The 11950-nt window shown below is 65.5% G+C and carries 13 protein-coding genes; all 13 read left to right on the forward strand.

What is annotated here, in order from left to right:
* Positions 1–5: 5 nt before the first annotated feature.
* The 13 genes from GL284_RS02235 to GL284_RS02295 all read left to right on the forward strand — a co-directional run bounded on the left by GL284_RS02235 (position 6) and on the right by GL284_RS02295 (position 11937).
* Positions 6–710, forward strand: a complete 705-nt coding sequence (locus GL284_RS02235; protein ID WP_155043033.1) for a CoA transferase subunit A — start codon at positions 6–8, stop codon at positions 708–710.
* A complete protein-coding gene (locus tag GL284_RS02240) occupies positions 710–1354 on the forward strand; it encodes a 3-oxoacid CoA-transferase subunit B (RefSeq protein ID WP_155043034.1) in 645 nt (214 codons plus the stop codon). Before GL284_RS02235 ends, GL284_RS02240 begins: the two co-directional genes overlap by 1 nt.
* Before the next feature lie 94 nt (positions 1355–1448).
* Entirely contained in the window at positions 1449–2027 is a 579-nt protein-coding gene (locus GL284_RS02245; protein ID WP_155043035.1) for a hypothetical protein, read from the forward strand.
* Positions 2024–2434 carry a tol-pal system-associated acyl-CoA thioesterase gene (gene ybgC, locus GL284_RS02250; RefSeq protein ID WP_341870483.1) on the forward strand — a complete coding sequence of 137 codons (411 nt, stop codon included), beginning with the start codon at positions 2024–2026 and terminating at the stop codon, positions 2432–2434. The genes GL284_RS02245 and ybgC overlap by 4 nt, the downstream gene beginning before the upstream one ends.
* Before the next feature lie 99 nt (positions 2435–2533).
* Positions 2534–3229, forward strand: a complete 696-nt coding sequence (gene tolQ, locus GL284_RS02255; protein ID WP_155043037.1) for a protein TolQ — start codon at positions 2534–2536, stop codon at positions 3227–3229.
* Complete coding sequence (locus tag GL284_RS02260) at positions 3230–3700, forward strand: ExbD/TolR family protein (protein ID WP_155043038.1); 471 nt, start codon at positions 3230–3232, stop codon at positions 3698–3700.
* Between the two features lie 4 nt (positions 3701–3704).
* Positions 3705–5210, forward strand: a complete 1506-nt coding sequence (locus tag GL284_RS02265) for a protein TolA (RefSeq protein ID WP_155043039.1) — start codon at positions 3705–3707, stop codon at positions 5208–5210.
* A gap of 60 nt (positions 5211–5270) precedes the next feature.
* On the forward strand, positions 5271–6599 hold the full coding sequence (gene tolB, locus GL284_RS02270; RefSeq protein WP_155043040.1) for a Tol-Pal system beta propeller repeat protein TolB: 1329 nt from the start codon (positions 5271–5273) through the stop codon (positions 6597–6599).
* Positions 6600–6620: 21 nt separating this feature from the next.
* Positions 6621–7142: a peptidoglycan-associated lipoprotein Pal gene (pal, locus tag GL284_RS02275; protein ID WP_155043041.1), complete on the forward strand. Its 522-nt coding sequence runs from the start codon at positions 6621–6623 to the stop codon at positions 7140–7142.
* Positions 7142–8107, forward strand: coding sequence for a tetratricopeptide repeat protein (locus GL284_RS02280; RefSeq protein WP_155043042.1), 966 nt, complete (start codon positions 7142–7144; stop codon positions 8105–8107). The genes pal and GL284_RS02280 overlap by 1 nt, the downstream gene beginning before the upstream one ends.
* On the forward strand, positions 8097–9332 hold the full coding sequence (gene tilS / locus GL284_RS02285) for a tRNA lysidine(34) synthetase TilS (protein ID WP_155043043.1): 1236 nt from the start codon (positions 8097–8099) through the stop codon (positions 9330–9332). The genes GL284_RS02280 and tilS overlap by 11 nt, the downstream gene beginning before the upstream one ends.
* A 60-nt stretch (positions 9333–9392) precedes the next feature.
* A complete protein-coding gene (ftsH, locus tag GL284_RS02290) occupies positions 9393–11291 on the forward strand; it encodes an ATP-dependent zinc metalloprotease FtsH (RefSeq protein WP_155043044.1) in 1899 nt (632 codons plus the stop codon).
* 337 nt (positions 11292–11628) lie between these two features.
* Positions 11629–11937 (forward strand): chorismate mutase, encoded by a 309-nt coding sequence (locus GL284_RS02295; RefSeq protein ID WP_155043045.1) that lies wholly within the window; start codon positions 11629–11631, stop codon positions 11935–11937.
* Positions 11938–11950 lie beyond the last annotated feature (13 nt).

Here is an 11950-nt window from a genome sequence, read left to right on the forward strand (position 1 = left end):
ATCGAATGAAGAAACTTTACCCGAGCGCGGATGCCGCGCTTGCCGATGTGTTGCAGGATGGGTTGCTGATTGCAGCCGGTGGCTTTGGTCTGTGCGGCATTCCGGAACTGGCCATCGAGGCGATCCGCAAGTCCGGCGTCAAGGATCTGACCGTGGCTAGCAACAATGCCGGTGTCGATCATTTCGGTCTGGGCGTCCTGCTGGACAGCCGCCAGATCCGCAAGATGATCAGCAGCTATGTCGGTGAAAACGCCGAATTCATGCGGCAATATCTGGCGGGCGAGCTGGAACTGGAATTCAATCCTCAGGGCACCTTGGCCGAACGGATGCGCGCGGGCGGTGCGGGCATTCCGGGATTCTACACCAAGACCGGCGTCGGCACGGTGATCGCCGAGGGCAAGGAGCATAAGGATTTCGACGGCGAGACCTATATCCTTGAGCGCGGCATCGTCGCCGATATCGCCATCGTCAAGGGCTGGAAGGCCGACGAATCCGGCAATGTGATCTTTCGCAAGACGGCGCGCAATTTCAACGTGCCTGCGGCGAAATGCGGCCGGATCTGTGTCTGCGAGGTCGAGGAGATCGTGCCCACGGGCAGCCTTGATCCCGATGCCATCCATCTGCCGGGCATCTATGTCCACCGTCTGGTGCAGGGCGCGCATGAAAAGCGCATCGAACAGCGCACCACGCGCAAGAAGGAGGCCGTGTGATGGCCGATCAGATCAAGGGCTGGGACCGCAACCAGATGGCGGCGCGCGCCGCGCAGGAATTGCAGGACGGCTGGTATGTGAATCTGGGCATCGGCATTCCGACGCTGGTGGCCAACTATATCCCCGAGGGCATCGAGGTCACGCTGCAATCGGAAAACGGCATGTTGGGGATCGGCCCCTTTCCCATCGAGGGCGAGGAGGATGCCGATCTGATCAATGCCGGCAAGCAGACCGTGACGGCGCTGCCGCAGACCTCGTTCTTTGACAGCTCGGAAAGCTTTGCCATGATCCGTGGCGGCAAGATCGCCATGGCGATCCTTGGCGCGATGGAGGTTGCCGAAAACGGCGATCTGGCGAACTGGATGATCCCCGGCAAGCTGGTCAAGGGCATGGGCGGCGCGATGGATCTGGTTGCGGGCGTCAAGCGTGTGGTGGTGGTCATGGACCACACCAACAAGGCCGGTGAATCCAAGGTGCTGAAATCCTGCACGCTGCCTTTGACCGGCCAGTCGGTCGTCAATCGCATCGTCACCAATCTGGGCGTGCTGGATGTGGTGCCGGGCGGGCTGAAGATCGTCGAGACCGCCCATGGCGTTACCGAGGACGAGCTGCGCGCCGCGACCGAGGCCACCATCGTCGGTTGAGCTTTCGGCATCCACGCATTAGGGGGCTGTCTGCCCCCTCTTGCGGCTTTGCCGCAATTCACCCCCGAGAGTATTTGGAAAACGGAGAAACGCTTTGGAGCCGGACCGGATCGCCCAGCTTTTCACCCGTGACGGCCGGTATCTGTGCGCGCGCTGGGGGCGGCCTGTCGCCCCGGTGATCTTTGGGCTGGCCGATGAGACGCTGGATATCTTTCGCGACGTGACCCGCGCGGCCCTGGCCCATGCCCGTCATCCCATCGCCGAGACCGATCCCGAGATGGGCGCGAACATGATGAGCTTTTTCCTGCGCGACTGGGACGAGTTGGCCAGCGTGCCGGATCTGGCCGAACTGACCGGGCAGCCCGATCTGCCCGCGCGTCTGGCCGGTCATGGTGCAAGCCAGTATCGCATCTTTCGGTTTGACGCCGATGGCGGCATCCGCGCCTGCATGACATTCGTCAATATGGGCGGCGTGCTGGCGGATGCCCATCCCGCGCATCTGGCCGAAGGGCTGGTCATGCGGGCCATGCTGACATTCGCGCAGGATGTGCCGCCTTCGGCCGAGCTGGCGGCGCTGATCCGCGCGGCCTATGATCCGGTGATGCCGGTCGTAGGCACCGACCCCTCGCACGCGCTGCGGCTTTCGGCGCGTATGGCGGCGGGGGCTGTGTGATGCATCGGTTTCCCATTCGCGTCTATTACGAGGATACCGATCTGGCCGGGATCGTCTATTACGCGAATTATCTGAAATTCACCGAACGCGCCCGCAGCGAATGGCTGCGCGATCTGGGCGTCGATCAGCTGGCGATGAAGCGCGATGCGGGCGTGGTCTTTGTCGTGCGCCGGATCGAGGCGGATTATCTGGCTCCGGCGCAGTTCGACGATCTTTTGCAGATCGAATCGCGCCTGCACGAGATCGGGCAGGCCCGCATCACCATGTGCCAGAAAGTGCTGCGCGAGGGGCGGGTGCTGTTTTCCTTGGTGGTGACGCTGGTCTGCATGTCGGCGCGCGGTCGGCCCGTGCGCCTGCCTGCCGAGCTGATCCAGCGCATGGCCCCGGCGTCACCAGGTTGCATCTGACGCAGAATTGACACGCGGATGGCTTTGTCCCTGCGCGTCATTCTGCTAATCGGCGAAGCAGAAGCCGCAGTCCAGCGGCCATAGCACAGGCCTTTTTCGATGGAACAACTTGCGGGTGCCGGGCAGCCGGTCGATTTTTCAGTTCTGGCGCTGTTCGTGCGCGCATCGCTGACCGTCCAGATCGTCATGGTGATCCTGCTGGCGGCCTCGTTCTGGGGCTGGGCGATCATCATCCAGAAGATCATCACCTTCCGTGCCGCCAAGGCCGAGGCGAACCGCTTTGACCGCGCCTTCTGGTCGGGCCAGCCGCTGGATGATCTGTTCGACCGCATCGGCGACAATCCCAAGGGCGCCTCGGAGCGGATCTTTTCGGCGGGCATGACCGAATGGCGGCGCAGCCACCGCGATGATGGCGGGCTGATTGCGGGGGCGACCTCGCGCATCGACCGGGCGATGAATGTCGCGATCAACCGCGAAAGCGACCGGCTGAACAGCGGGTTGTCGTTTCTGGCGACCGTCGGGTCGACCGCGCCCTTCATCGGGCTGTTCGGCACGGTCTGGGGCATCAAGATCGCCTTCGAGGATATCGCGATTTCGCAAAACACCTCATTGGCGGTCGTGGCACCGGGCATTGCCGAGGCGCTGGTGGCCACCGCGCTGGGTCTGTTGGCGGCTATCCCGGCAGTCATCCTGTACAACAAGCTTTCGGGCGATTCCGACCGGCTGGTCGGCAATTACGAAAGCTTTGCCGATGAGTTTTCGACCATCCTGTCGCGTCAACTGGACGACGAATAAATGGGTAGCGGGGTCGTGAAAAAGGCCGGTCGGGGCGGCAGGGGGCGCAAAAAGTCCCAGCCCATGGCCGAAATCAACGTCACGCCCTTCGTGGACGTGATGCTGGTGCTGTTGATCATCTTCATGGTGTCGGCGCCGCTGCTGACAGTTGGCGTGCCGCTGGAGCTGCCAAGGACCGCCGCGCAGTCCGTTCCGTCCGAGACCGAAGAGCCGCTGGCCGTGTCGGTGACGCCGGAAGGTCCGATCATGGTGATGAACAGCGAAGTGCCCGAGGATGAGCTGGTCACGCGCCTGCGCGCCGTGGCTGCCGAACGCCAGAGCGACAAGATCTATCTGCGCGCCGATGGCTCGATCCCCTATGCGCGGATCATGGAAGTGATGGGCGCGCTGAATGCGGCAGGCTTCAGCAATATCGTGCTGGTGACCGATGCGGGTGGTCCCCGCATGGACGCCGCGCTGTCGGAAGGCTGACGCGATGGAGCGGGCCGACCGCCTTGGCTACTGGATATCTGGCGCGGCCCATGCCGGGCTGCTGGGCTTTGCCGTCGTGGGCGGGTTCTTACGCCCCGTGCCGGTCGAAGCCGTGCGCATGTCCGAGGTCTCGACCATGACCGAGGCCGAGTTTCAGGCGCTGGCCGCCGCGGCCGAAGGTCAGGCGCCGGTGTCGGATGTGTCCGAGACGACGCCCGCGCAACCGCAGGCTCCGGCGGATGAAGATGCCAGCGGCGCGCCCGAGGCGCAAAGCCCGCCCGCGCCGGACATGAATGCCGCGTCGCTGACCCGGCCCTCGGCCCGGCCCGAGGCGCAGCCGGATCTGTCCGATGTGCAGGACCGCCCGCCGCCCGTCGATGTGGCAACCCTGGCCCCGCAGCCCGACCAGCCCGTGACCGCCGATCGTCCGACGGTCCCGGCCAGCGCCTCGCGGCCCGATCCGGCGCGTGCGCCCGCGCCCGTGCCGCAGCGCTCGGCACTGGCGCCGGTCGATTCGGCGCGTCCCACCGGGCGTCCCGAAGGGCTGGCCGACGCCGCCCGCGCCCGTGCCGCCGCCGCCGAGGCCGCGCGTCAGCGTGAGCTGACCCTTGCGCGTCAGGCCGAGGAAGCCGCCGCCGAGCAGGCCGCCAGCGAACGCGCCGAGGCCGCTGCCGCACGGCGGGCCGCCGAACAGCGCGCCCGCGAGGAACGCCGCGAAGCCGCCGAACGTGCCGAAGCCGAAACCGCGCGCGAGGCCGCCGAGGCGCGTGACCGTGCGCGCCGTCAGGCCGCCGCTGCCGAGGCCGAGGAAGCCGCCGAGCGCGAAGCCGCCGCAGAAAAAGCCGCCGAGGAAAAGGCCGCCGCCGAAAAAGCTGCCGCCGAGAAGCGGGCGGCCGAACGGAAAGCCGCCGCCGACAAGGCCGCCGCCGCTGCCGCAGCCGAGAAGAAGGCCGCCGAGGCAAAGGCCGCCGAAGAAGCCGCCGCCGCCAAGAGGGCCGCCGAGGAAAAACGCGCCGCCGAACGCAAAGAGGCCGCCGAAGCCGCCGCCGCTGCCAAGGCCAAGGAAGAGGCCGCCGAACGCAAGGCCGCCGAAGCCGCGAAGAAAAAAGCCGCGCAGGCCGCTGCCGACAAGGAAAAGGCAGGCGCGGGCGGATCCGGAGGAGGCGGTGCCGCCGCCAGTGGCCCGCCGCTAAGCCAAGGCGAAAAGGACGGCTTCCGCGTCGCGGTCGAGGCGTGCTGGAACCGGGGGTCGCTGTCGACCGAAGCTTCGCGCACCACGGTGTCTGTGGGCTTTTCGCTGTCGCAGGATGGCCAGCCCAGCGGGCTGAAGATGATCGGCCACAAGGGCGGGTCGGATGCTGCGGCAAAACAGGCCTATGAGGCGGCACGGCGCGCGATTTTGATGTGCGCGGCGCGCAATGGCGGCTACAAGCTGCCAGCCGAGAAATACAACCGCTGGAAAGATGTCATCATCGACTTCAACCCCAGCGGAAATGCGACCGTGAAGTAGTGCCATGGCATCCCGCGGCGCGACCCGATAACCTGCAACCAGACCTGACGAGGGCGATTCATGTTGCGTAGACTTTTGCTGACTTCCGTGATGGCCCTTGCGGGTCTGGGCATGGCCGCGCCGGTACTGGCGCAGGACGGCCCGCTGCGGATCGAAATCACCGATGGCGTCATCGAGCCGATGCCCTTTGCCATCGCCGCCTTTCAGGACGAAGGCGGGGCCGGGCAATATCTGGGGCAGGTCCAGCAACTGATCGCCGCCGATCTGACCGGCACGGGACTGTTTCGTGAAATCCCTGCCAGCGCGCATATCTCGCGCCCGGCCAGCTTCGATGCGCCGGTCAGCTATGAGGACTGGAAGGCGATCAACGCGCAGGCGCTGATCACCGGCGCGGTCAGCGTGCAGGGCGGCAAGGTCGTGGTGAAGTTCCGGCTGTTCGACGTGTTTTCGGGTCAGCCTCTGGGCGACGGGATGCAGTTCGACGCAGGCACCGGCAACTGGCGGCGCGCGGCGCATAAGGCGGCGGATCAGGTCTATGCCCGCCTGACCGGCGAAAGCCCCTATTTCGACAGCCGCGTGACCTTCGTGCAGGAAACCGGTCCCAAGGATGCGCGGATGAAGCGCATCGGGATCATGGATTACGACGGCGCGAACGTGAAATACCTGACCGACAATTCGGCGCTGGTGCTGAAGCCGCGCTTTTCGCCGGACGGCTCGCGCATCCTTTACACCAGCTATGCCACCGGCTTTCCGCAGGCGGTGATGATGGATGTGAACACGCTGGCGCAGCGCCAGCTGAGCGCAGGCCAGCAAGGCACCATGAGCTTTTCGCCCCGGTTTTCGCCGGATGGGCGCTGGATCGTCTATTCGCTGGAAAAGAACGGCAATACCGACATCTATCAGATGGATGCCCGGTCAGGCGCGCAGCGCGCGCTGACCAATGCGCCCTCGATCGAGACCTCGCCCAGCTACAGCCCGGACGGCCAGCAGATCGTCTTCGAGAGCGACCGCTCGGGTTCGCCGCAGCTTTACATCATGGGCGCGAATGGCGGAGAGCCGCGCCGCATCAGCTTTGGCGACGGCCGTTACGGCACGCCGGTCTGGTCGCCGCGCGGCGACATGATCGCCTTTACCCGTCAGGTGGGCGGCAAGTTCCACATCGGCGTCATGCGCACCGATGGTTCGGAAGAAAAAATGCTGACAGAATCGTTCCTTGACGAGGGCCCGTCCTGGGCCCCCAATGGGCGTGTCGTGATGTTCACCCGCGTGACGCCCGGCGGCGATGGTGCCCCGCGTCTGCATTCGGTGGATATCACCGGGCGCAACATGCGCCCTGTGCAGTTTAATGGCGCAGCCTCGGACCCCGATTGGGGCCCGTTGCTGCCGTAATTCGCGGGAATTGGACAGAATATGAAGACTATCGTCAAACTTGCCGCGATCGGTGCGCTGCTGACCATCGCCGCCTGCTCGCGTCCTGCATCGCAGGGCGGGCCGCTGGTGAACGACCCTTATGCCAACATGAACGGCGCAGGGGCGGGTGGCGTCGGCGCAGGCACGCTGCCCGGCTCGCCCGAGGAGTTCAAGGCGACCGCCGGGGATACGGTGCTGTTCCAGCTGGACCAGTCGACCCTGACGCCGGAAGCGCGCACCACGCTGGCCAATCAGGCGGGCTGGCTGAACCAGCATCAGGCGATGTCCGCCGTCATTCAGGGTCATGCCGATGAACAGGGCACGCGGGAATACAACCTTGCTTTGGGCGCGCGTCGGGCGAATTCGGTGCAGGAATACCTGATCTCGCAAGGGGTGCAGGCCGGGCGTCTGCGCACGGTCAGCTATGGCAAGGAACGCCCGCTTGCGGTCTGCTCGACCGAGGAATGCTTCATGAAGAACCGCCGCGCGGTCACGGTGGTCAGCCCCGGGGCGGGCATGTGATGCGCAGCCTTGGTCTGAAAGGGCTGGTGCTGGCGGCGGGGGTGGCGCTGTCGGCGCTGCCCGCAGCCGCGCAGGACGCCCAGACGCTGGGCGATATCCGGTCCGAGCTGAACCAGTTGACCTCGGACCTGCAATTCCTGCGCAGCCAGTTGGCCGCGTCGGGTCAGGCGGGCTATGCGCAGGCCGGTGGCGACAGTGCCATCGACCGCATGAACGCCATGGAGGCGCGGCTGGCGCAACTGACCGGACAGACCGAACAGTTGCAGAACCGCATCGACCGGATCGTGAAAGACGGCACCACCCGCATCGGCGATATCGAATTCCGCCTGTGCGAGATGGAAGAGGGCTGCGATCTTGGCAGCCTGACGACGCCGACGCTGGGCGAACAAAGCGGCGCGTCCTCGCCGATGCCGTCCTCGGATCAGCGTGGCAACCTTGGCACCACCCCTGCGACCGGGGCCGCGACCGCTGCGGAAAAGGCCGATTTCGACCGGGCCCGGGAGGTGCTCGGTCAAGGTGACTTTCGTCGTGCTGCGGACCTCTTCGCGGCCGTTGCCGAAACCCATGCGGGCGGCCCACTGACCGCCGAGGCGCTGTTCCTGCGTGGCGCGGCGCTGGATTCGGCCGGCGATCTGTCCGGCGCGGGCATCGCCTGGCTGGAAAGCTTTGCGGCCAATCCGAACGGCGCGCAGGCCGCCGATGCCCTGCTGGGGCTGTCGCGGGCCATGTCGGCCAAGGGCGGCCCGTCCGAGGGCTGCTATTACCTTCAGGAAATTCTGGCGCGTTTTCCGGACAGCCCGCAAGCGGTCGAGGCCGAAAAGCGCGTGACGCAGGCGCAATGCCATGCCGTCGACAGCGGCGCGGTCGATGGGCTGCCGCCTGGCATCGACCCGGCCATGGACCCGGCGCTGGATCCCGCGATGAGCGATCCGGAAGCGGCGGCGGATCTGGCCGATGGCCAATGATCCGGCTGCGGATCGGCTTTCCCTGACCATTCACGCGACGCTGGACCGCCTTGCGGGCGATCTGCCGCGCCTTGGCATTGCGCTGTCGGGCGGCGGCGATTCCACCGCGCTGATGCATCTGACCCGGCGCTGGGTGCAGGGCCGCACATTGATCGCCGCGACCGTCGATCACGGCCTGCGCCCCGAATCGGCCCATGAGGCGCGGCAGGCCGGGGCCGAGGCCGCGGGGCTGGGCATCCCGCATGAGATCCTGCCGTGGCAGCGCGACCAGACCGGCGGCAATCTGATGGCGCAGGCGCGCGAGGCCCGGCTGCGGCTTTTGTCGGACTGGGCGCATCGCCACGATCTGTCGGCCGTGCTGCTGGGTCATACGCTGGACGATCAGGCCGAAACGCTGCTGATGCGACTGGCGCGCGGGGCGGGCGTGGACGGTCTGTCCGGCATGGCCGAGGCGCGGCAGGCGCATGGCATGCTGTGGCTGCGCCCCATGCTGCAGACCGGGCGCAAGGATCTGCGCGGCTGGCTGACGCAACGCGGCATCGGCTGGATCGACGATCCCTCGAACGAGAACAGCGATTACGAACGCGTTCGCATCCGCAAGGCGCTGGCGGCGCTGGACCTGCCGCCTACGCAGCTGGCACAGACGGCGGCCAACGTGGCCATGGCGCGCGACGCCTTGCAGGATTACGCCGCGCAGGTGGCCGAAGGGGCCGAGGCGCGGCTAGGTTCGCTGATCCTGCCCATGACGCCCTTTCGCCGCGCCCCGCTGGAGATTCGCCGCCGCCTGTTGGTCGCAGGGCTGCGTTTCGTCTCGGGCGCGGACTATCCGCCCCGCCGCGAAGCCGTGCTGCGCGCGCTGTCGGCCGCAGGCTCGGCCGGGCGCATCACGCTGGAGGGCACGATCATCGACGTTCACGGCGACCGTTTGCGCCTGCTGCGCGAACCTGCGGCCGCGTGTCGCAGCCCCTCGGCGGATCCATGGGACAATCGCTGGATCATCAGCGGCTTGGCAGAGGGCGAAAGCGTTTCGGCCTTGGGCCATGACGCGCTGCCCGACTGGAACTGGCGCGATAGCGGGCTTACGCGTGATGAGGCCGCATCGACCCCGGCCATCCGTCTTGGGGGCGAAATCAGGGCCGCTCCGGTGCTGAAATCGCATCCCCGCATCACCGCAACCCCGCTGCGGGGGCTGAATGAGTTCCGCGCCATGCTGTATACTCATTGAACCTCGCGCCGGAATCCCTATTTTCAGATCAAACTGTGTCTACCCTTGGAGGACCCCCGTTTGGGCAACGCGCGTAATATCGCCTTCTGGGTGGTGCTGTTCCTGATGATTTTGGCGCTGTTCAACCTGTTCAGCGACGGCTCGTCGCAGATGAACAACCGCCAGATCAGCTATTCCGACTTCATCCAGCGGGTGGATAAGGAACAGGTGGGTGCCGTCACGATCGACGGCGAAAATGTCGGCATCACCACGAAGGACGGCCAGAAATATTCGACCGTCCGCCCGATGGGCGAGGATATTGCCGGAATGCTGGTCGCCAAGGGCGTCGATGTCCGGGTCGAGCGTCAGCAGCAATCGGGCTTCATGTCGCTTCTGGGCGTCTGGCTGCCCTTCATCCTGCTGATCGGCGTCTGGATCTTCTTCATGAACCGGATGCAGGGCGGCGGCAAAGGCGGGGCCATGGGCTTTGGCAAGTCGCGCGCGAAACTGCTGACCGAAAAGCATGGCCGCGTGACCTTTGACGACGTGGCCGGCATCGACGAGGCCAAGGAAGAGCTTGAGGAGATCGTCGAATTCCTGCGCAACCCGCAGAAATTCAGCCGTCTGGGCGGCAAGATCCCGAAAGGCGCGCTGCTGGTCGGCCCGCCCGGCACGGGTAAAACCCTTCTGGCCCGCGCCATCGCCGGTGAGGCGGGCGTGCCGTTCTTCACCATCTCGGGTTCGGATTTCGTGGAAATGTTCGTCGGCGTCGGTGCCTCGCGCGTCCGCGACATGTTCGAGCAGGCCAAGAAATCCGCGCCCTGCATCGTCTTTATCGACGAGATCGACGCCGTGGGCCGCGCGCGCGGTGTCGGCATCGGCGGCGGCAATGACGAACGCGAACAGACCCTGAACCAGTTGCTGGTCGAGATGGACGGCTTTGACGCCAATGAAGGCGTCATCATCATCGCCGCCACCAACCGCAAGGACGTGCTGGACCCGGCGCTGCTGCGCCCCGGCCGCTTTGACCGCCAGATCTATGTGCCGAATCCCGACATCAAGGGCCGCGAAAAGATCCTGACCGTGCATTCGCGCAAGGTTCCGGTTGGCCCGGATGTCGATCTGCGCATCATCGCACGCGGCACGCCCGGTTTTTCGGGCGCGGATCTGATGAACCTTGTCAACGAAGCGGCGCTGACCGCCGCCCGTCTGGGCCGTCGCTTCGTCACCATGGAAGATTTCGAGAATGCCAAGGACAAGGTCATGCTGGGCGTCGAGCGCCGCAGTATGGTCCTGACCCCCGAGCAGAAGGAAAAGACCGCCTATCACGAGGCGGGGCACGCCATCGTCGGGCTGTCGCTGCCGAAATGCGATCCGGTCTACAAGGCGACCATCATCCCGCGCGGCGGCGCTTTGGGCATGGTCGTCAGCCTGCCGGAAATGGACCGCCTGAATTTCCACAAGGATGAGGCCAAGCAGAAGCTGACCATGACCATGGCGGGCAAGGCGGCCGAGATCATCAAATACGGCGAAGAGGGCGTCTCGAATGGTCCTGCCGGCGACATCCAGCAGGCCAGCCAATTAGCGCGCGCCATGGTGATGCGCTGGGGCATGTCGGACAAGGTCGGCAATATCGACTATGCCGAAGCGCATGAGGGCTATTCGGGCAATACCGGCGGCTTCTCGGTTTCGGCGGCGACCAAGGAGCTGATCGAACAGGAAGTGCGCGACCTGATCGAACAGGGCTATCAGGACGCCTATCGCATCCTGACCGAAAAGACCGAGGAATTCGAGCGTCTGGCCAAGGGCCTGCTGGAATACGAAACGCTGACCGGCGAGGATATCGGCAAGGTCATCCGCAATGAACCGCTGGGCGGGGACGATTCCACGCCGGGCTCGTCCATCCCGTCGGTGACCTCGATCCCGCGCGCGGGCACCAATGCCGCGCCGGCGGATGCCGCACCCCAGCCGCAAGGCTGAGGTCTGGCGCACCGATCTGGCGCATCGAAACGACAAAGCCCCCGGTCGCAGGACCGGGGGCTTTTTCATTCGGCCGGGGCCTTGGTTCAGAACACCAGCAAGGCCACCGCACCAAGCGCCAGGCCAAGGCCAAAACCGACATTGATCACGAAACTTGCTGCTTTCATCTTCCTTACCCCTTTCGAGAACGGAGCGGCTCTCATCCGCTTCAGATGACAGGAAAACGACGATTCCCGCCATGAGGTTCCATGTTAGGCGGAAAATTGCCGATAGGATGCGGCATAACGGCAACTATCCGCCCGTTGCCATGTCTGCGGATCGGCCTTAAACCGCTGTCATGACCCGATATCCCGAACTTTCGCCCGATTCCGCCATGCATGATCTGCGCGCCCGCATCGATGCGATGGATGCGCGGCTGATCGCCCTTCTGGCCGAACGCTCGGCCCTGATCGATGAGGCGGCGCGGATCAAGCTGCGCGAAGGTCTGCCCGCCCGCATCGACAGCCGGGTCGAGGAGGTGGCGCTGAACGCCCGCCGTCTTGCGACCGAGGCGGGCTTCGATGCCGATCTGGCAGAATCGCTATGGCGGGCGATGATGGAGCATTTCATCGCGCAGGAAGACCGCGTGCTGGCCGCCAAGGGCTAGGCCGACATCACGG

The sequence above is a fragment of the Paracoccus shanxieyensis genome (genome assembly GCF_009711265.1).
GTDB classification, from domain to species: Bacteria; Pseudomonadota; Alphaproteobacteria; order Rhodobacterales; family Rhodobacteraceae; genus Paracoccus; species Paracoccus shanxieyensis.

Coding starts and splice junctions, on each gene's coding strand:
- tolQ (WP_155043037.1), top strand. CDS start 2,534: ATGGAACAACTTGCGGGTGCCGGGCAGCCGGTCGATTTTTCAGTTCTG.
- GL284_RS02295 (WP_155043045.1), top strand. CDS start 11,629: ATGACCCGATATCCCGAACTTTCGCCCGATTCCGCCATGCATGATCTG.
- pal (WP_155043041.1), top strand. CDS start 6,621: ATGAAGACTATCGTCAAACTTGCCGCGATCGGTGCGCTGCTGACCATC.
- GL284_RS02265 (WP_155043039.1), top strand. CDS start 3,705: ATGGAGCGGGCCGACCGCCTTGGCTACTGGATATCTGGCGCGGCCCAT.
- GL284_RS02280 (WP_155043042.1), top strand. CDS start 7,142: ATGCGCAGCCTTGGTCTGAAAGGGCTGGTGCTGGCGGCGGGGGTGGCG.
- GL284_RS02260 (WP_155043038.1), top strand. CDS start 3,230: ATGGGTAGCGGGGTCGTGAAAAAGGCCGGTCGGGGCGGCAGGGGGCGC.
- tolB (WP_155043040.1), top strand. CDS start 5,271: ATGTTGCGTAGACTTTTGCTGACTTCCGTGATGGCCCTTGCGGGTCTG.
- GL284_RS02240 (WP_155043034.1), top strand. CDS start 710: ATGGCCGATCAGATCAAGGGCTGGGACCGCAACCAGATGGCGGCGCGC.
- tilS (WP_155043043.1), top strand. CDS start 8,097: ATGGCCAATGATCCGGCTGCGGATCGGCTTTCCCTGACCATTCACGCG.
- GL284_RS02235 (WP_155043033.1), top strand. CDS start 6: ATGAAGAAACTTTACCCGAGCGCGGATGCCGCGCTTGCCGATGTGTTG.